This window comes from Streptomyces sp. NPDC053426 (assembly GCF_055585405.1).
The window spans coordinates 1-19338 of the sequence record NZ_JBVJKE010000032.1 but is presented as its reverse complement, the minus strand read 5'-3'; the positions used below and the strand labels follow the sequence as shown (position 1 = coordinate 19338).

Below are 19338 nucleotides of genomic sequence, written 5' to 3'. Positions count from 1 at the left end.
GGGCCCGGCCCCGGGTTTCAGCCGCCGTAGACGTGTGGCGCGAGCGTACCGACGAACGGGAGGTTGCGGTACTTCTCGGCGTAGTCGAGGCCGTAGCCGACGACGAACTCGTTGGGAATGTCGAAGCCGACCCATTCCACGTCGATGGCGACCTTGGCGGCGTCGGGCTTGCGCAGCAGCGTGCACACCTTGAGGGAGGCGGGCTCGCGCGAGCCGAGGTTGGAGATCAGCCAGGACAGGGTCAGCCCGGAGTCGATGATGTCCTCGACGATCAGGACGTGCCGGCCCTTGATGTCGGTGTCGAGGTCCTTGAGGATCCGCACCACACCGGAGGACTGGGTGCCCGCCCCGTACGAGGACACGGCCATCCAGTCCATCGTGACGGGGGTGGACAGCGCCCGCGCGAGGTCGGCCATCACCATCACCGCGCCCTTGAGCACGCCGACGATCAGCAGGTCCTTGCCCGCGTACTCCGCGTCGATCTTCGCGGCCAGCTCCGCCAGCTTGGCGTCGATCTCTTCCTTGGTGATGAGCACCTTCTCGAGGTCGGCACCCATGTCTTTCGCGTCCACCCGCATCACTTTCGGTCGTCCCACCGGCCGGTCCGGTCCGTCCCGCGACTCGTACGGGTCGGTGGGGTCCGGATTCAGCCCTGCCGAATCACCAGTCTGCCACCCTGCCGACGGGCCACGACCCGGCCGGGGAGATTGATGGCCCCCTGACCGCGCCAGCCGGTGATCAGCCGGTCGACTTCCTCGATGTGGCGGGCGAACAGCGAACCGGCCGGCGCGCCGGCCTCGATGGCCGCGCGGCGCAGCACACGGCGGCGCACGGCGGGCGGCAGGTCGTGCAGCGCGGCGCACTCCAGGCGGCCGTCGGCGTCGCGGACGCCGGCCTCGGCCCGGCCGGCCCAGGCGTCGAGGGCGTCCGCGTCGTCGCGGGAGAGCTGGGCCGTACGGGCGAGGGCCTCGACGACGCCCTTGCCGAGGGCCTTCTCCAGGGCGGGCAGACCCTCGTGGCGGAGCCGGGAGCGGGTGTAGGCGGGGTCGGCGTTGTGCGGGTCGTCCCAGACGGGCAGGGACTGGACCATGCAGGCCTTGCGGGCGGTCTGCCGGTCGAGCTGGAGGAAGGGACGCCGGTAACGGCCGTCGGCCCCCGAGACCGCGGCCATTCCGGACAGGGAGCGGATGCCCGAGCCGCGGGCGAGGCCGAGCAGGACGGTCTCGGCCTGGTCGTCGCGGGTGTGGCCGAGCAGGACGGCGGTGGCGCCGTGCCGTTCGGCGGCGGCGTCCAGGGCGGCGTAGCGGGCGTCCCGGGCGGCGGCCTCCGGGCCACCGCCCCGGCCGACGGTGACGGCGGCGGACTCGACGGGGTCGAGACCGAGTTCGCGCAGGCGCGAGGCGACTTCGGCGGCGCGCAGGTCGGAGCCGGCCTGGAGGCCGTGGTCGACGGTGACGCCGCCGGCGCGGACGCCGAGGCGGGGGGCTTCGAAGGCGAGGGCGGAGGCGAGCGCCATGGAGTCGGCGCCGCCGGAGCAGGCCACGAGCACGAGCGGGGAGGGCGGCCGCTCGTGCGGTGCGCGGCCGGGGGCTCGGCCGTGGTCGTCGAGGATGTCGGTCAGGACGCGGCGGACCGCCAGGCGTATCGCCGCGACCGCAGGATGGGGACCCATGTCCGGTTCCCTTCATGAAGTTGTCGGGGGGTGAGCCCGAGGTTCGGTCACTCAGAGTGTGTAGATGGTGACAGAACCGGGCCGTTCCCCGAGCATTGCACGCCTACTCGGGACTCACGGTCCCTCGGACGGGTGATTGGAGGGGCGTCCGTCTGCCGTCGGCCGTGTGCGGCGCATGACGGTGCGCGGTGCTCAGGCTTCCGGTTTGCGGTGCACCCGTGTGATCCAGTCCGCCGGTTTGGCGATCTCCGCCTTGGTGGGGAGCGTGTTGGGCGAGGTCCACACCCGGTTGAAGCCGTCCATGCCGACCTCCTCGACGACGGCGCGCACGAAGCGTTCGCCGTCGCGGTACTGGCGGAGCTTGGCGTCCAGGCCGAGCAGTTTGCGCAGGGCCATGTCCAGGCGGGAGGCGCCCTTGGCGCGGCGCTGCTGGAACTTCTCGCGGATCTCGGCGACGCTCGGCACGACGGCGGGTCCGACGCCGTCCATCACGAAGTCGGCGTGGCCCTCCAGCAGGGACATCACGGCGGTGAGCCGGCCGAGGATCTCGCGCTGGGCGGGGGTCTGCACGAGTTCGACGAGGGAGCGCCCCTCGTCGCCCTCCTCGCCCTCGGGACGGCCGCCGGCCAGGGACTGCGCGGCCTCGCGGACGCGTTCCAGGACGGTCATGGGGTCGACGTCGGTCTCCCCCAGGAACGACTGGATCTCGCCCTCCAGGTGGTCCCGCAGCCAGGGCACGGCGGTGAACTGGGTGCGGTGGGTCTCCTCGTGGAGGGTCACCCACAGGCGGAAGTCGTGCGGTTCGACGTCGAGTTCGCGTTCGACGTGGACGATGTTGGGGGCGACGAGCAGCAGTCGGCCGGCGCCGTTCGCACCGGCCGGCAGGTCGCGGGTGGCGGGGGCGAAGGTCTCGTACTGGCCGAGGACGCGGGAGGCGAGGAAGGACAGCAGCATGCCCAGTTCCACGCCGGTGACCTTGCCGCCGACGGCGCCGAGGACCACGTTGCCGGGGCTGGTGCCGCGCCGTTCCTGCATCTTGTCGAGGAGGGGTTTGAGCAGTTCGCGGAAGCCGGCGACGTTGGCCCGGACCCAGCCGGGGCGGTCGACGACGAGGACGGGGGTGTCGTGGGTCTCCTCGGTGCCCAGACGAGTGAAGCCCCGGACGTGTTCCTCCGAGGCCTTCGCGTGCCGGCGCAGTTCCGCGACGACGGCCCTGGCCTCGTCTCGGCTCACGTCGGGGCCCGGCCGCATGAGGCGGGTCGCGGTCGCGACCGCGAGATTCCAGTCGACCATCCCGAAAGAGGCAGCACCACCGATGCTCGTCATGCGTCAACGGTACGTGAGTGGTCCGGATCGGGGCAGGGTGGCGAGGCGGCGGGGGCGGCCCGGGGGGTGGGCGCGGCGCCGTTCGTCGTGCCTCCGGTTTTTTCGCCCCCGCCGCCCCTTCCCTTCCCGTCCCTGGGGGGCTCCGCCCCCCAGACCCCCTTGCGCAGTTCCCCGCGCCCCTGGCATGCGCAGTTCCCCGCGCTCCTAGCGGCAGCCGCACGCCGCCAGGGCCGTGACCGTCTTGTCCAGGGCGGACTGGGCCGCCGTGGGGGCGGTGGTGTCGTTCGCCAGGAAGGCGAAGGCCAGGAGGCGGCCGTCCTTGTCGACGACCGTGCCCGCCAGTGTGTTCACGCCGGTGAGCGTGCCGGTCTTGGCGCGTACGACGCCGGCCGCGCCGTCGGTGTAGCGGCCGGCGAGGGTGCCGGTGAAGCCGGCGACGGGCAGGCCGGTGAGGGCGGGGCGCAGCTCGGGGCGGGCCGGGTCGCCGGCCTTGACGAGCAGGGCGGTGAGGAGGTCGGCGGTGAGTTTGTCGCGCCGGTCGAGGCCGCTGCCGTCCCTGATGGCGGTTCCGGCGCCCTTCAGAGGGAGCCCGAGGTGCTTCAGACGGGCGGTGATCGCCGCGCCGGCGCCCGCGAAGTCGGCGCTCTCGCCGGTGGCCAGGGCGGTGTGGCGGGCGAGGGCCTCGGCGAGGTCGTTGTCGCTGTTGGTCAGCATCCGCTCGACGAGGGCGGCCAGCGGGGGCGAGGAGACCGTGGCGAGGGTGGCGGCGCGGGTGGTGGCCTTCGAGGGACCGGGGGGCGTGGCCTTGACGCCGTGCTCCTTCAGCAGGTCGCCGAACTTCCGCGCGGCGTCGGCCGCCGGGTCCGCGACCCGCGGGGCCGGTCCGCTGGTGGAGCCGTCGGTGCGGGCCTCGTCGACCATCAGGGGGGTGACGGCCGCGAGGTTCGGATTGACCCCGATCGGATGGATCGTGGTGCCCTTGTAGAGGGTCGTGTCGTACGACAGCGTCACCTCGCGCACCCCCCGCTTGGCCAGGGCGGCGGCGGTCCGCTCCGCGAGGTCGCGCAGGCTCGCGAGACCTCCGGCCTCCTTGCGGGCGGTGAGCGTGGGGTCGCCGCCGCCGACCAGGACGACCTCCCCGGTGTCGGGTTCGTACACCGCGCGGGTGGTGAGGCGGTGGTCGGTGCCCATCGCGGAGAGCGCGGCGACGGCGGTGGCGATCTTGGTGGTGGAGGCGGGGATGAGCGCGTCCCCGGAGCCGGTGCCGTAGAGCCGTTCGCCGGTGGCCACGTCGACCACGGCGGCGGAGTGCCGGCCGAGCGCCGGGTTCTTCAGCAGCGGGTCGAGGACGGCACCGAGGGCCTTGCGGCCGGGCGCCGACTTCACGGTGGTGGCGGTGCCGCCGAGGCCGGTGAGCACGGAGACGGCCGGCGGGACGGCCTGGGGTCCGCGGGGCGGCGTACCGGCGTGGGCGCGGGTGCCGCCGTGATCTGCGCCACGCGCGGCTTCCAGGGCCACGGCCCGGTCCCGCTCGGCCGTACGCTGACCCGAGGAGTCCCAGGGACCGGCGGCGGTCACCACACCCGCGGCCAGCGCCAGACCGGCGGTGGCGGCGGTCGCGGTGAACTGCCAGGTCTTCGGCCGCGCGACCCGCGGGACCTGCGGTGATCCCGGCCGGCCCGGCCGCGCGAACCGTGGCCCGACGGCCGCGGCGACGCGCGCCAGACGTGGTCGTACGGTCTCCGCGGCCCGGGCGAGACGAGGTCGTACGGCGTCCGCGATCCGCACGACGTGCGGTCCCGCGGCCCGCCAAGGCCTCAGCTCTGGCACGACCACCAGCCCCTTTCGCGATCACACACCTGCGTGAGGGACACTTAATCACCAGAACTATGTGCTGATCATGGAGGAGCGTCCGGTGGAGTTCGACGTCACGATCGAGATCCCGAAGGGTTCGCGGAACAAGTACGAGGTGGACCACGAGACGGGTCGGATCCGCCTGGACCGTCGGCTCTTCACCTCGACCGCCTACCCGACCGACTACGGCTTCGTCGAGAACACCCTCGGCGAGGACGGCGACCCGCTGGACGCGCTGGTCATCCTGGACGAGCCGACGTTCCCGGGCTGCCTGATCCGCTGCCGCGCGATCGGCATGTTCCGGATGACGGACGAGGCCGGCGGCGACGACAAGCTGCTCTGCGTCCCGTCGACGGACCCGCGCGTGGAGCACCTGCGTGACATCCACCACGTGTCCGAGTTCGACCGCCTGGAGATCCAGCACTTCTTCGAGGTCTACAAGGACCTGGAGCCGGGCAAGTCGGTCGAGGGCGCCAACTGGGTCGGCCGGGTGGACGCCGAGGCGGAGATCGAGCGGTCCTACAAGCGTTTCAAGGAGACGGGCGGCCACTGAGCCCTCCCGCTGCGCGACGCAGAAACGGGCCGCACGCGCGTGCGGCCCGTTTTGCTGTGCGTGCGCATACTGAGGCTGTACGGGGCAGGCTTACGGACGGTCTCACGGACGGTGTCGTAAAGGGAGAGCGGAGCAGGTGACGGACGCGGAGGACCGCAAGCCGCAGTCGGACGAGGCGAGGAGCGCGTTCACGCCTCCCGCCGGTGTCGCGGCGCCGGCCGAGGGCGAGTCGTCGACGACCTCCGAGTTCGCCGTCCCCGAGGGGCTGGCCGTCCCGGCGACCGGTACGGAGTCCGAGACGACCTCCGAGTTCGCCGTTCCGGACGGCCTGGAGGTGTCCCCGCCTCCCCCGGACGGGACGGAGGGGTCGGCGTTCAGCACGCCGAGCACCTACAGCGCGAAGCAGCCGGCCGCGTTCACCCCGGCGAGCGGGATCCCGCTGGTCAGCCTGGCCAAGGACGTGCCGTGGCAGGACCGGATGCGCACCATGCTGCGCATGCCGGTGACCGAGCGGCCGGCTCCGGAACCGGTGCAGCGGCACGACGAGGCCGGGCCGGCCGTGCCGCGCGTGCTCGACCTGACCCTGCGCATCGGCGAGCTGCTGCTGGCCGGCGGTGAGGGCGCCGAGGACGTGGAGGCGGCGATGTTCGCCGTGTGCCGCTCCTACGGCCTGGACCGCTGCGAGCCCAACGTCACGTTCACCCTGCTGTCGATCTCCCACCAGCCGTCCCTGGTCGACGACCCGGTGACCGCGTCGCGCACGGTGCGGCGCCGCAGCCCCGACTACACCCGGCTGGCGGCCGTCTACCGGCTGGTGGACGACCTCAGCGACGACGAGACGCACGTCTCCCTGGAGGAGGCCTACCGCCGGCTGGCGGAGATCCGCCGCAACCGGCACCCGTACCCCGGCTGGGCGCTGACCGTGGCGAGCGGACTGCTCGCGGGTGCGGCCTCGGTGCTCGTCGGCGGCGGCTTCCTGGTGTTCGTGTCGGCCGCGGTCGGCGCGATGCTCGGCGACCGGCTGGCCTGGCTGTGCGCGGGGCGCGGGCTGCCGGAGTTCTACCAGTTCACGGTGGCCGCGACGCCGCCGGCCGCGATCGGGGTGGCGCTGACGGTGGCACACGTGGACGTGAAGGCGTCCGCGGTGATCACCGGTGGGCTGTTCGCGCTGCTGCCCGGTCGGGCGCTGGTGGCCGGCGTGCAGGACGGCCTGACCGGCTTCTACATCACGGCGTCCGCGCGTCTGCTGGAGGTCCTGTACTTCTTCGTGGGCATCGTGGCCGGGGTGCTGACGGTGCTGTACTTCGGCGTGCAGCTGGGCGCCAACCTGAACCCGGACGCGGCGCTCGGCGTCTCCGACGACCCGCTGTCGCAGATCGCCGCGTCGATGCTGCTGTCGCTGGCCTTCGCGGTGCTGCTCCAGCAGGAACGGTCCACCGTGCTGATGGCGACCCTGAACGGCGGGGTCGCCTGGGTGGTGTACGGCGCGATGCACTACACCGGCGACATCTCGCCGGTGGTCTCCACGACCGCGGCGGCGGGCCTCGTGGGCCTGTTCGGGCAGTTGCTGGCCCGCTACCGGTTCGCGTCCGCGCTGCCGTACACCACGGCGGCGATCGGGCCGCTGCTGCCCGGTTCCGCGACGTACTTCGGTCTGCTGGGGATCGCCCAGAACGAGGTCGACTCGGGGCTGTCGTACCTCACGAAGGCCGTGGCACTGGCCATGGCCATCGCGATCGGGGTGAACCTCGGGTCGGAGATCTCGCGGATCTTCCTGCGGATCGGGTCCGCGGAGAAGCGCCGGGCGGCGAAGCGGACGCGGGGCTTCTAGCGCCGGGCGCGGTTTTGACGCCGGGCGCCATCCGGCTCGGGGCTTGCTGAGGATGGGCGGCCGCGGGACGTCGGGGGTTGCTCGCGCCCACGCGGCGGAGCCGCATATCGACACAGCCCCGCGCCCCTCAGGTCGGTTCAGTGGCCGCGGTTGTAAGGCTGCTGCTGGTTGTAGTACTCGTCGCCGTACGGCTGCTGGGGCTGCTGCTGCGGGTAGCCCTGGTTGCCGTACGGCTGCTGGGGCTGCTGGGGGTATCCCTGGTTGCCGTAGTGCTGCTGCTGGGGCTGCTGCGGGGTGGGCGGGGTGATGCGGCGCAGCTGGGTCGTGGCGTCGTCCATGACCTGGTTCTGGGGGGCCTGGGGGTGCTCGGGGCGCTGGGGGTACTGCGGGGCCACGGCCGGGGTTTCGGCGGCGGCGCGCTTCTTCTTTCCGCGCTCGCGCAGGTACTCGATGATGATCGGCACCACGGAGACGAGGACGATCAGGACGAGGATCGGCTCGACGTTGGTCTTGATGAACTCGATCTGCCCGAGCCAGTAGCCCGCGAGGGTGACACCGCAGCCCCAGGCGACACCGCCGACGAGGTTGTACGTGAAGAACGTGCGGTACTTCATGCGGCCGGCGCCGGCCACGATGGGCGCGAACGTGCGCACGATCGGCACGAAGCGGGCCAGGACGATCGCCTTGGGGCCGTACTTCTCCATGAACTCGTGCGCCTTCTCCAGGTTCTCCTGTTTGAAGAGCTTGGAGTTCGGCCGGTTGAACAGCTTGGGCCCGAAGAACTTGCCGATCATGTAACCGACTTGGTCGCCGATGACGGCGGCCAGCACGATCAGCGTGCACACCAGCCACAGCGGCTGGCTGATGTAATTACCCTCAGCAACGAAGAGGCCCGCCGTGAACAGCAGGGAGTCACCGGGCAGGAACGCGAAGAGTCCGGACTCCGCGAAGACGATCAGCAGGATGCCGGGCAGGCTGAAGGTCTCGATCAGGTAGTCCGGGCTCAGCCACTCAGGGCCGAGCGCAAGCGTGGTCACGGGGATGTGGCTCCTGCAGCTGGGGGGTAAGGGCTGGGCTGGCTGCCCAAATTATGAACGCAGCCGTAGGGGCCCAGGTTCCGCGGGGTACCCAGGATGCCCTGTGTCCCGTCCCGGAGAAAGCCGCGAGCCGTGGCGCGGGGAACAACCCGCAGGTCGTGGCCCGGATGTGAGCCGGGCCACGACACTCAGGCGGTGTGCCGCGCGGCGTTGGCGAGGATCGCCTCCCTGAGGTGCTCGGCGAGACCGGGCCGCATGGAGTCGTAGTACGCCTTGAAGCGCTCGTCGGAGACGTACATCTCCGCGAAACACTTGTGCATCTCGTACGGCACCTCGAAGTACCACTTGCTGACGTGCCGGCGGTGCTCTTCGGCCAGGTCCATGGCCGCCTCGCCGGACGGCTGCCCTCCGGCGGCCACCAGGGCGGTGTACCGCTCCTGCCAGTCGTCGACCTCGGCCTGGACGCGCTTCCAGTCCTCCTTGGTGTAGCTCGCCGCGCGGCGCTGCGACTCGGCGTACGCCTCGGTGCCGCCCCAGCGTTCCTCCGCCTCGGCGGCGTACTGCTCGGGGTCCTTGTCCCCGAACACCTCGAACCTCTCCTCGGGCGTCAGATTGATCCCCATCTTGCGTGCCTCCATGGCGTGCTCCACGGCCGCCGCCATCTGCTTCAGCTTCTCGATCCGGGCGGTCAGCAGTTCGTGCTGCCGGCGCAGATGCGCGCGCGGGTCCGCGTCCGGGTCGTCGAGCAGGGCGGCGACCTCGTCGAGCGGGAAGCCGAGCTCGCGGTAGAACAGGATCTGCTGCAACCGGTCGAGGTCGGCGTCGCTGTAGCGCCGGTGCCCCGCGTGGCTGCGCCCGCTCGGGACGAGCAGGCCGATGTCGTCGTAGTGGTGCAGGGTGCGCACGGTGACACCGGCGAATCCGGTCACCTGTCCCACGGAGTAGCTCACTTCCGCTCCCTTCTCGGTACGCGCCCCAGCCTGGGTCCTCACGCCACGTGAGGTGCAAGCCGGTTACCGATTTGCCCGGCTCGTCCCTTTATCGTGTGCGCGTGGCCCAGGACAGTACGCAGCAGGCACCCTCCGCCGCCCCGGCACGCGCCCTGCTGCCGGCCGTCGTCCCCGCGCTGGTCGTGGGCGTGGTGACGAGCCTGGTCCTGGTGGGGGTGAGCACGGCGGCCGAGGAGCTGCAGGACGTGCTCTGGCAGGACGTGCCGGACGCCCTCGGCGTCGGCGGGTACTCCGTGCCGTGGATGTCCGTGATGCTTCTCGCCACCGGGATCGCGGTCGGGCTGGTGGTGTGGAAGGCGCCGGGACACGCGGGCCCCGACCCGGCGACCACCGGTCTCGACGCGCCGGTGCTGCCGCCCGCGGTGCTGCCGGGGCTGCTGCTGGCGACGGCGTTCGTGCTGGCCGGCGGGCCGAGCCTGGGACCCGAGAACCCGATCATCGCCGTGAACGTCTCGCTGGCGGTCTGGGCGGGTCTCAGGGTCTTCCCGCGGACCCGGGAGCGGAGCTGGGTGGCGCTGGCGGAGGCCGGGACGATCGGCGCGCTGTTCGGTACACCGGTGGCCGCCGCGCTGGTCATCTCCGAGGCGCTGGCCGGGCAGCGGGTCAAGGGGCGGCTGTGGGACAGCCTCTTCGCGCCGCTGGCGGCCGCCGGGACCGGTGCGCTCACCACCTCGCTGGTGTCGCGGCCGAGTTTCGATCTCCACCTGCCGCCGTTCGGGCGGCCCGGCTGGGGCGACCTGCTGGCGTCCCTCGTGGTGGCCCCGGTGGGCGCGCTGCTCGGCATGTGCGCCGTGTACGCCTTCCCGTACGTCCACGGGGCGTTCCGGCGGCTGCGGCACCCGATGCTGATGCTTCCCGCGGGCGGGCTGGTGCTGGGCGCCCTGGCGGCCCTGGGCGGGCATCTGACCCTGTTCAAGGGGCTCGACGAGATCGCGGAGCTGGCACGCGACCCCGACGGCTGGTCGGCGGGCGAGTTCGCCACGATGACGGTGGTGAAGCTGGCCGCGCTGCTCGTCGCCGCGTCCTGCGGCTTCCGGGGCGGGCGGATCTTCCCTGCGGTGTTCGTCGGCACCGCGCTCGGGCTGTGCGCGCACGCCCTGGTGCCCGGGGTGCAGCCGGCGGTGGGCGTGTCGGCGGGGGTGCTGGGGATCCTGCTGGCCATCACCCGGCAGGGCTGGGTGAGCCTGTTCGTCGCCGCCGTCCTGGTCGCCTCCCCCGGCATCCTCGCCCTCCTGTGCCTCGCCTCGCTGCCGGCCTGGCTGCTGGTGACGGGGCGCCCGCTGATGCAGCTGCGGGAGGACGGCACGGCCGTGCGATGAGCCTTCCCCCACCCCTCCCCGCCCCGTCGCCGTCACCCCGTCGCTCCCTTCGCTCCCGTCGCTCCCGTCGCTCCCGTCGCTCCCGAGATCAAGGAGACCCCCATGCCGCTCCACAAAGGCCCGCAGCACGACGAGCGCCCCGTGTCCGTCAACCCCTTCCTGGGGCCGGCCAATCCGGTCGGGGACATGACCGAGGCGCCGCCCAAGCACCGGCTGCCCGACACGCCCATGGCGCCCTCGACGGCGTACCAGCTCGTGCACGACGAGCTGATGCTGGACGGCAACGCGCGGCTGAACCTGGCCACCTTCGTCACCACCTGGATGGAGCCGGAGGCCGGCCGTCTGATGGCGGAGTGCCGGGACAAGAACATGATCGACAAGGACGAGTACCCGCGCACCGCCGAGCTGGAGCGGCGCTGCGTGGCGATGCTCGCCGACCTGTGGCACGCGCCCGATCCGGCGGCGGCCGTGGGCTGTTCGACGACCGGTTCGAGCGAGGCGTGCATGCTCGCCGGAATGGCGCTGAAGCGCCGCTGGAGCGGGCGCGCTCCCGCGCGGGGCGCCCGGCCCAACCTCGTCATGGGCGTCAACGTGCAGGTCTGCTGGGACAAGTTCTGCACCTTCTGGGAGGTGGAGCCCCGTCAGGTGCCCATGGAGGGCGAGCGGTTCCACCTCGACCCGCGGGCCGCCGCCGAACTGTGCGACGAGAACACCATCGGGGTCGTCGGCGTACTGGGCTCCACCTTCGACGGGTCGTACGAGCCGATCGCCGACCTGTGCGCCGCGCTGGACGAGCTCCAGGAGCGCACCGGCCTCGACGTCCCGGTGCACGTCGACGGGGCGTCCGGTGCGATGGTCGCGCCCTTCCTCGACGAGGACCTGGTGTGGGACTTCCGCCTCCCGCGCGTGGCGTCCGTCAACACCTCGGGGCACAAGTACGGGCTGGTGTACCCGGGTGTCGGCTGGGTGCTGTGGCGGGACGCGGACGCGCTGCCCGAGGAGCTGGTCTTCCGGGTGAACTACCTGGGCGGCGACATGCCGACCTTCGCGCTGAACTTCTCCCGGCCGGGCGCGCAGGTCGTGGCGCAGTACTACACGTTCCTGCGGCTCGGCCGCGACGGCTACCGCGCGGTGCAGCAGGCCGCGCGGGACGTCGCGCGGGGGCTCGCGGAACGGATCGGGGCGCTCGGCGACTTCCGGCTGCTCACGCGGGGCGACCAGCTCCCGGTGTTCGCGTTCACGACCGCCGACGACGTGACGGCGTACGACGTCTTCGACGTGTCCCGGCGGATGCGGGAGAGCGGCTGGCTGGTGCCCGCGTACACCTTCCCGGCGAACCGCCAGGACCTCTCCGTGCTGCGCGTGGTGTGCCGCAACGGCTTCTCCGAGGACCTCGCGGACGTGTTCGCCGAGGACCTGACCCGGCTGCTGCCGGGACTGCGCCGGCAGCCGCGTCCCCTCACCCACGACAGGAACGCGGCCACCGGCTTCCATCACTAGCGGCTGAGCCGCGAGAACCGGCGCACCGCCAGCGGGAAGAACACCGCCAGCAGCGCCAGTGGCCACACGACGGCGGCCCACACGTGGCCCGGTTCGCCGCCGGGGCCGCCGAACAGGTCGCGTACGGCCGTGGCGGTCTGGGACAGGGGGTTCCACTGGACGACCGTGCCCAGCCAGTCGGGCATGGACCCCGGGGCGGCGAAGGCGTTGGACAGGAAGCCGACCGGCCAGACCAGGATCTGCACGGCCTGCACCAGTTCCGGCTTCCCGGCGACCAGCGCCAGGTGGATGCCGATCCACAGCATCGCGAACCGGAACAGCAGCAGCAGTCCCACGGCGCCCAGGAAGCCCGCCGGGCCGCCCTCGGTGCGCCAGCCGAGCGCGGCGGCGACGGCGAGGAGCACCGCCAGGCCGAGCGCCGACTGGAGCATGTCCGCGGCGGAACGGCCCACCAGGACCGCGCCGTTGGCCATGGGCATGGAACGGAAGCGGTCGATGACGCCCTTGTTCAGGTCCTGGGTGACGGCGACCATCGTGCCCTCCAGGCCGAAGGCCATGGTGAGCGCGAGCATGCCGGGCACCAGGAAGTCGAGGTACTCGCCGCTCACGCCCCGGCCGCCGCCGACCAGGTAGCCGAACATCAGCAGCAGCATCACCGGGAAGACCAGGTTCACCACCACCGCGACCGGCTGCCGCCCCCAGCGGGCGAGTTCGCGGCGGGTCATGGTCCAGGAGTCGGTCAGGGCATACGTCGTGGTGGTCACGCGGCCTCCTTCGCCTGCTCGTCGCGCCCGGTCAGCCGCAGGAACACCTCGTCGAGCGTGGGCCTGCGCAGGGCGATGTCCTCGGCCTCGACGCCGGCCTCCTCCAGCGCTCGGACGACACCGGCCAGGGCCGCCATGCGGTCGGTGACGGGAGCGCTGAGCAGCCGCCGGTCGGTGTCCACGGTGATCGCGTCCTTCGGTACGGGCAGCAGGGCGACGGCCGTGCCCAGTTGCCCGGCGTCGCGCAGGACGACGTCGATGCGGTCGCCGCCGATGGCCGCCTTGAGCTCGTCCGCCGTGCCGTCGGCGACGACCCGGCCGGTGTCCACCAGGGAGATGCGGTCGGCGAGCTGGTCGGCCTCCTCCAGGTACTGGGTGGTGAGCAGGACCGTCGTACCGCCGCCGACCAGGGAGCGGACCGACTCCCACACCTCCGCGCGGCCGCGCGGGTCGAGGCCCGTGGTCGGTTCGTCCAGGAAGAGCACCTCCGGTTCGGTGATCAGGGAGGCGGCGAGGTCCAGGCGGCGGCGCATGCCGCCGCTGTACTGCTTGACCGCCTTGTGTCCGGTGCCGGAGAGCTCGAAGCGCTCCAGAAGTTCGTCGGCACGCGCGCGTGCGCGCCGTGCGCCCAGGTGGTGCAGGCGGCCGAACAGCTCCAGGTTCTGCCGGCCGCCGAGTTCCTCGTCGAGCGCCGCGTGCTGGCCGAGCAGGCCGATGCGCAGCCGTACGGCGTACGCCTCGCGCACAACGTCGTGTCCCGCCACCTCGATCCGGCCCGCGTCGGGCCGCAGCAGGGTGGCCAGGATCCTCACCAGGGTGGTCTTGCCCGCGCCGTTCGGGCCGAGCACCCCGTGCACCGTGCCGCGCGCGACCGTCAGGTCGAGCCCGTCCAGTGCGGGGCCGCTGCCGCCGCCCCTGTATGTCTTGTGTGCTTCCTCGACGGTGATCGCCGCGTCGGACAAAGAGACTCCCTCGCTAGTCAAAGTTGACTACCAGCCCGGACCGTATACCCGGACCCTTCTCTGGTCAAACTTGATTAGTGGTCGTCCCCGGGATGCCGCTTCCCCGTCCCGTACGGGTTCTCCTCGCCCTCGGCCAGTACGGCGACGAACGGTTCGCCCTCACCGGCGAAGGTGTAGGCGCCGCCCCGGATGCGCTCGATGAGGGCGCGGGTCCACTCGGCGCCGGTGTCGGCGGAGTGGACCCAGAAGTCCATGATCTCCCCGATGTGGCCGAGCTGACCGGGGCCGTCCTCGGGCGTGTAGTACTCGGTGACGGCCTTGCGCCACTCTCCGATCGCACGCATCCGCCGCTCGAGGAGCGCGAGGGCCTCCGCGCGCTCCAGGTCGACCATCAGGCCGAGCCCGGCCGAGAGCACGTCCGGCTTCTGGTCGTAGGAGGTCAGGGCCTCCCGCAGCAGCCGGAAGTACTCCTCGGCGCCCTGCTCGGTGATCTCGTACTCCGTGCGCGGCGGGCCGCCGGCCGTGGACGGCGCGATCTCGTGCGCGTGCAGCAGCCCCTGCTTCGCCATCTGCTTCAGCGCGTGGTAGATCGAGCCGGGCTTGGCGTTGGACCACTCGTGCGCGCCCCAGTACTCCAGGTCGTTGCGCACCTGGTACCCGTGGGCCCGCCCGTGCTGGCGCACCGCGCCGAGCACCAGGAGACGGATCACTGACATGTGCCCAGCGTAGGACCCCCGGGAGCGGCCCCGGGGGCTGCCCTGCCCGCTCGGAGCCCGCTCAGAACGGGAAGCCGCTCCGGCCGTGCTGCACCGAGATCCACTTCACCGTGGTGAAGGCGTCCAGCATGGTGTCGCCGTTCAGCCGGCCGATGCCCGAGTGCTTCTCGCCGCCGAAGGGGACGATCGGCTCGTCGTGCACGGTGCCGTCGTTCACGTGGAACATGCCGGTGTCGATCTGCTTGGCGAAGTTCACGCCGCGCTCGATGTCACCGGTGTGCACGGCGCCGCTCAGGCCGTACGGCGTGTCGTTGACGATGCGCACGGCCTCCTCCTCGCCGTCGAACGGGACGAGGAAGGCGACGGGTCCGAAGACCTCCTGCCGCAGCAGGGGCGAGTCCGCGGGCAGGCCGGTGAGGACGGACGGCTCGACCAGGTTGTCGGTGCGGTCGCCGCGCACCAGGGCGGTGGCGCCCTCGGCGAGCGCCTGCTCGACCACGCCGGCCAGGGCGTCCGCCTGACGGGAGTTGATCACCGGGCCGATGACCGTCTCCGGGTCGCGCGGGTCGCCGGCCTTGAGGGTCCTGACCTTGGCGACGAACTTCTCGGTGAACTCGTCGGCGACCGACCGGTCGACCAGGACGCGGTTGGCGGCCATGCAGACCTGGCCCTGGTGGACGTACCGGCTGAAGACGGCCGCGTCCACGGCGTAGTCGAGGTCGGCGTCGTCGAGGACCACCAGCGCGCTGTTGCCGCCGAGTTCGAGGACCGAGCGCTTGAAGAGGGAGGCGCAGACGGTGGCCACGTGGCGGCCGACCGCGTCCGAGCCGGTGAAGGAGATGACCTTCGGCACCGGGTGCTCGATGAAGGCGTCGCCGATCTCCGCGATGTCGGTGATGACGACGTTGAGCAGACCGCCGGGCAGGCCCGCGTCCTCGAAGATCTTCGCGACCAGGGAACCGCCGACGACCGGCGTGTTCTGGTGCGGCTTGAGCACCACGCCGTTGCCGAGCGCGAGCGCGGGGGCGACCGACTTGAGGGAGAGCAGGAAGGGGAAGTTGAAGGGGCTGATCACGCCCACGACGCCCACGGGCACGCGGTAGACGCGGTTCTCCTTGCCGTCCACCGGCGAGGGGACGATCCGGCCCTCGGGGCGCAGCGCCAGGTGGACCGCCTCGCGCAGGAACTCCTTGGCGAGGTGCAGCTCGAAGGCGGCCTTCAGACGCGTGCCGCCGAGCTCGGCGACGATCGCCTCGGAGATCTCCTCCTCGCGCTCCTCGACGAGTCTGAGCGCCTTCTCGAACACCGCGCGGCGGGCGTACGGATTGGTCGCCGCCCACTGCTTCTGCGCGCGGGCGGCCGCCCGGTACGCCTGATCGACCTCGTCGACCGTGGCTATCGTGATCGACGCGAGCTTCTCGTCGTCGTACGGGTTGAAGTCGATGATGTCCCAGGAGCCGGTGCCCGGGCGCCACTCACCGTCGATGTACTGCTGAGCCAGGTCGGTGAAGTACGACGACATGTGATCCCTCAATCCCTTGCTGCGTCGTTGCATCAGCGGAGCACTGATCGACCGCGAGGCCTGATCGGACGTCATCGTACTTGTGTTTCATGTGAGTTGAGGGTGACCTCAGGACATGTGCAGCAGCCCCCGCAGGAGGTCCCGGCTCTCCGACGGACCCGGGCCGTCGTGCTGGAGCTCCTTGAGCGCCTTCTCGTACTGGGCCACGTCCTCGGCCTTGTCGAGATACAGCGCGCTGGTGAGCTGCTCCAGGTACACGACGTCCGACAGGTCGGACTCGGGGAAGCTGAGGATGGTGAACGCGCCCGACTCGCCGGAGTGCCCGCCGAGGCTGAACGGCATGACCTGCAGCCGGACGTTGGGCCGCTCGGAGACGTCGATGAGGTGCTGGAGCTGGCCGCGCATCACCGCGCGGTCGCCGTACGGCCGGCGCAGGGCGGCCTCGTCGAGGACGACGTGGAACTCGGGGGCGTTCTCCGAGACCAGGTACTTCTGCCGCTCCAGGCGCAGCGTCACCCGCCGCTCGACGTCCTCCTCGCTCGCCCCCTTCATCCCGCGGCGCACCACCGCGCGGGCGTACTCCTCGGTCTGCAGCAGGCCGTGCACGAACTGCACCTCGTACGCCCGGATCAGCGAGGCGGCGCCCTCCAGGCCCACGTACGTGGGGAACCAGCTCGGCAGCACGTCCGAGTAACTGTGCCACCAGCCCGCCACATTGGCCTCCTTGGCGAGGGAGACCAGCGACAGGCGCTCCTGCTCGTCCGTGATGCCGTACAGCGTCAGCAGGTCCTCGACATCCCTGGTCTTGAAGCTCACCCGGCCCAACTCCATCCGGCTGATCTTCGATTCGGAGGCGCGGATCGAGTAACCCGCCGCCTCGCGCGTGATCCCCCGCGCCTCACGCAGTCGCCGCAGTTGTGATCCGAGCAGCATGCGCCGCACCACCGATCCCGGCTCTCCCGCGCTCACGTTCGCCAGCCTCCCCAACGTCTTCAGGGCCCGCAGTCTGCCACTAAAACACTTCGAGCAGTACTCGTCCGGTTACGGAAACGGAATCCGGCCGAGGATACCGATCGGGAAGGAGCACGGAACGGACACGGAAGGAGAAGGGAAGGAGCAGGAAGGAGCCACGAGGAGGCAAGGGAACAGCCGGAAGACGACAGGAAGATGACGGAAAAATTGGCCAACAAACCAGTACGGCAGGGAGGATTTCGGTCAGCTGCACGTGCATCTGCCCTTGCATCTGCTGTACGCATCCGAAACCATGGCCTTCGCACCACCGCAGCCTCGCTACGACCGCGAATTCCCGGGAGTGCCTCGCATGGGGACGAATGGATCGACCATGCTCGAGCCGTTACGGCAGGGCCTTCCGCCGCTGAACCTCGCGGCCGCCTCCGACGCCTCCTCCTGCGCCCTCCCCGCCCGCTACGAAGCGGTCCGCGAGGCCCGGCAGTTCACCCGCAAGACCCTCGACCAGTGGGACCTGGGCGACCGCTTCGACGACGTGTGCCTGGTCGTCTCCGAGCTGGTCACCAACGCCCTGCGGCACGGCCTGCCGGCCGACACCCCGCGGCCGGCGGCACCGGACCTGCCGGTACGGCTGCATCTGATGCGGTGGACCGAGCGGCTGGTGTGCGCGGTGCGCGACCCCAGCGAGGACAGTCCCGTCGCCCGCGAGTCGGACGACTTCTCCGCCGAGTCGGGCCGGGGGCTGTTCCTGGTCGAGTCCTTCAGCGACGGCTGGGGCTGGCACCCGATGGCCGGCGCGCTCGGCGGCAAGGTGGTCTGGGCCCTGTTCCGGCTGCCGCGCCCCGCCGGCCGCCCCCGTCCCGGCAGATGACGGACCGCGGCGCTTCGGGGCGCCGCGGTTCTACGCGCGTTGGTGCCTCCTGAGCAACTCCGGTTCGCTCCGGTCCCTCCCGGCGCGCCCCGGGGCGCGCCGTCCGTCCCGGCAGGCCGGTCAGCCGGCGACCAGGTGGTCGAACTCGCCGTCCTTCACGCCCAGCAGCATGGCCTCGATCTCCGCGCGGGTGTAGACGAGCGCGGGCCCGTCGGGGAAGCGGGAGTTGCGCACGGCCACCTCTCCGCCGGGCAGCCGGGCGAACTCCACGCAGGAACCCTGCGAGTTGCTGTGCCGGCTCTTCTGCCAGGCCACACCGTCCAGCCCGGTGGCCGCCATGCCGTTGTACACGCCGGGCGCGTCGGCACCGTCGTACACGTCACCGTCGTACACGTCGTGGTCCACAGGTCGCTCCCCGCTGGTGCACTGGCTGGTGTGGCCATTGATGCAGTGGTCAACTGACCGGGATCATAGCTTCGTTCATGTGCTGATGCATGAGCAGATGCACGTGCACGCGGGGTGTTCCCGTGATTACAGCCTCGACGGTCGCGCCGTGCCCGCTTTGACGGACGCTTTACCGAACCCCGCTTCCTAAGAGACGCACGCGGGGGCCTTTCTGTTCCATCGTGTTTCCTTGTGTGTTCTCCGCATTCCCCGCGCGCCGGTCCGCCCGTCGTGGACATGCTGTGCGAGGTGTGTCACGGAGGCTGGTGGGGTGCCGGGCGGGTCCTGTTAGCTGGCGGCGGTCGTCCGGCCGAGGGGGCCGGCCACAGCCAGGGGGCTCGCAGTGACTTCGGAGGCTTCGATGACGTACTCGTCCGCATCGCCGTCATCGCGCGGGTCGCGCTTCCGGCGCGCACGGGTCGCGTCGGCGGCCGTGGGACTGGCCGGCGCGCTCGCGCTGACCGCGTGCGGCGGGGACGGCTCCGACGACTCGGACGACTCCGCGACCGGCCCCACCCCGTCCGCCACGGCGACCGCGGACTCCGGCGGCGGCACCGGGGGCTCCGGCACGAGCACGGCCCCGGCGGGCGAACTGGAAGGAAGCTGGCTCACCACGGTCGACGGCAAGGCGGTGATCCTGATGGTCAGCGGCGGCGACGCCGCCCTCTTCACCACCGGCGGCAGCGTGTGCAGCGGCACCGCGCGGGAGCAGGCCGGGACCCGTTCGATCCGCCTGAAGTGCGGCGAGGGCACCGAGGACCGGGCGAACGGCACGGTCGACTCCGTCGGCGAGGACTCCCTGAAGGTCACCTGGGAGAGCGCCCTCGGCACCGAGACGTACACCAGGGCCGAGGGCGACTCCCTCCCGACGGGACTGCCGACGGAGGGACTGGGCTCCTAGTAGTGCTTCGTTAGGTTCTGGCTCTGGTTCTGCTGCTGGTGAGGGGTCGGCCGCAGGTGGTGCAGGTGCCGGTCCAGCACCTCAGCA

At 71.6% G+C, this 19338-nt stretch carries 18 protein-coding genes; 6 read left to right on the top strand and 12 right to left on the bottom strand.

The features are described from left to right. Positions 1-17: 17 nt before the first annotated feature. From hpt to dacB, 4 genes are all read right to left on the bottom strand, one after another. Positions 18-578, bottom strand: a complete 561-nt coding sequence (hpt, locus tag ACZ62B_RS37160) for a hypoxanthine phosphoribosyltransferase (protein ID WP_030863364.1) — start codon at positions 576-578, stop codon at positions 18-20. 68 nt (positions 579-646) lie between these two features. After that, positions 647-1672, bottom strand: a complete 1026-nt coding sequence (gene tilS / locus ACZ62B_RS37155; RefSeq protein ID WP_344567267.1) for a tRNA lysidine(34) synthetase TilS — start codon at positions 1670-1672, stop codon at positions 647-649. Positions 1673-1864: 192 nt separating this feature from the next. Further along, positions 1865-2998: a zinc-dependent metalloprotease gene (locus tag ACZ62B_RS37150; protein WP_469693766.1), complete on the bottom strand. Its 1134-nt coding sequence runs from the start codon at positions 2996-2998 to the stop codon at positions 1865-1867. Between the two features lie 204 nt (positions 2999-3202). Then, entirely contained in the window at positions 3203-4834 is a 1632-nt protein-coding gene (gene dacB / locus ACZ62B_RS37145; RefSeq protein ID WP_469693764.1) for a D-alanyl-D-alanine carboxypeptidase/D-alanyl-D-alanine endopeptidase, read from the bottom strand. A 79-nt stretch (positions 4835-4913) separates the two neighbouring features. On the opposite strand from dacB, the gene ACZ62B_RS37140 reads away from it, so the two are divergent. Continuing rightward, positions 4914-5405, top strand: a complete 492-nt coding sequence (locus ACZ62B_RS37140; protein WP_030828087.1) for an inorganic diphosphatase — start codon at positions 4914-4916, stop codon at positions 5403-5405. A 136-nt stretch (positions 5406-5541) separates the two neighbouring features. Beyond that, a complete protein-coding gene (locus tag ACZ62B_RS37135; protein WP_468883016.1) occupies positions 5542-7236 on the top strand; it encodes a threonine/serine exporter family protein in 1695 nt (564 codons plus the stop codon). 137 nt (positions 7237-7373) lie between these two features. Here the strand turns inward: ACZ62B_RS37135 and ACZ62B_RS37130 are convergent, their stop codons facing one another. Together ACZ62B_RS37130 and ACZ62B_RS37125 are read right to left on the bottom strand one after the other, a co-directional pair. Continuing rightward, the gene (locus ACZ62B_RS37130; RefSeq protein ID WP_469693762.1) at positions 7374-8273 is read right to left on the bottom strand and encodes a DedA family protein; all 900 of its coding nucleotides are present in this window, start codon (positions 8271-8273) and stop codon (positions 7374-7376) included. A 188-nt stretch (positions 8274-8461) separates the two neighbouring features. Then, positions 8462-9223 carry a MerR family transcriptional regulator gene (locus ACZ62B_RS37125; RefSeq protein ID WP_344567276.1) on the bottom strand — a complete coding sequence of 254 codons (762 nt, stop codon included), beginning with the start codon at positions 9221-9223 and terminating at the stop codon, positions 8462-8464. Between the two features lie 101 nt (positions 9224-9324). On the opposite strand from ACZ62B_RS37125, the gene ACZ62B_RS37120 reads away from it, so the two are divergent. Continuing rightward, on the top strand, positions 9325-10602 hold the full coding sequence (locus tag ACZ62B_RS37120) for an ion channel protein (protein WP_468721802.1): 1278 nt from the start codon (positions 9325-9327) through the stop codon (positions 10600-10602). A gap of 102 nt (positions 10603-10704) precedes the next feature. Further along, positions 10705-12102 (top strand): glutamate decarboxylase, encoded by a 1398-nt coding sequence (locus ACZ62B_RS37115; RefSeq protein WP_344567280.1) that lies wholly within the window; start codon positions 10705-10707, stop codon positions 12100-12102. Here the strand turns inward: ACZ62B_RS37115 and ACZ62B_RS37110 are convergent. The 5 genes from ACZ62B_RS37110 to ACZ62B_RS37090 all read right to left on the bottom strand — a co-directional run bounded on the left by ACZ62B_RS37110 (position 12099) and on the right by ACZ62B_RS37090 (position 16999). After that, positions 12099-12827, bottom strand: a complete 729-nt coding sequence (locus ACZ62B_RS37110; protein ID WP_344567413.1) for an ABC transporter permease — start codon at positions 12825-12827, stop codon at positions 12099-12101. The two genes, ACZ62B_RS37115 and ACZ62B_RS37110, sit on opposite strands and share 4 nt — an antisense overlap. Before the next feature lie 35 nt (positions 12828-12862). Beyond that, positions 12863-13828, bottom strand: a complete 966-nt coding sequence (locus ACZ62B_RS37105; RefSeq protein ID WP_344567282.1) for an ATP-binding cassette domain-containing protein — start codon at positions 13826-13828, stop codon at positions 12863-12865. A 74-nt stretch (positions 13829-13902) separates the two neighbouring features. Continuing rightward, a complete protein-coding gene (locus ACZ62B_RS37100; protein ID WP_344567284.1) occupies positions 13903-14544 on the bottom strand; it encodes a PadR family transcriptional regulator in 642 nt (213 codons plus the stop codon). Between the two features lie 61 nt (positions 14545-14605). Further along, the gene (locus tag ACZ62B_RS37095) at positions 14606-16066 is read right to left on the bottom strand and encodes an aldehyde dehydrogenase family protein (RefSeq protein WP_344567286.1); all 1461 of its coding nucleotides are present in this window, start codon (positions 16064-16066) and stop codon (positions 14606-14608) included. A 108-nt stretch (positions 16067-16174) separates the two neighbouring features. Next, entirely contained in the window at positions 16175-16999 is an 825-nt protein-coding gene (locus ACZ62B_RS37090) for a helix-turn-helix domain-containing protein (protein WP_344567415.1), read from the bottom strand. Positions 17000-17408: 409 nt separating this feature from the next. On the opposite strand from ACZ62B_RS37090, the gene ACZ62B_RS37085 reads away from it, so the two are divergent. Beyond that, complete coding sequence (locus ACZ62B_RS37085; RefSeq protein ID WP_468721797.1) at positions 17409-17906, top strand: ATP-binding protein; 498 nt, start codon at positions 17409-17411, stop codon at positions 17904-17906. A 120-nt stretch (positions 17907-18026) separates the two neighbouring features. Here ACZ62B_RS37085 and ACZ62B_RS37080 read toward each other — a convergent pair whose 3' ends face one another. After that, entirely contained in the window at positions 18027-18311 is a 285-nt protein-coding gene (locus tag ACZ62B_RS37080) for a DUF397 domain-containing protein (protein WP_030863328.1), read from the bottom strand. Positions 18312-18711: 400 nt separating this feature from the next. Between ACZ62B_RS37080 and ACZ62B_RS37075 the strand changes: the two genes are divergently transcribed. Beyond that, a complete protein-coding gene (locus tag ACZ62B_RS37075) occupies positions 18712-19251 on the top strand; it encodes a hypothetical protein (protein ID WP_344567290.1) in 540 nt (179 codons plus the stop codon). Positions 19252-19338 lie beyond the last annotated feature (87 nt).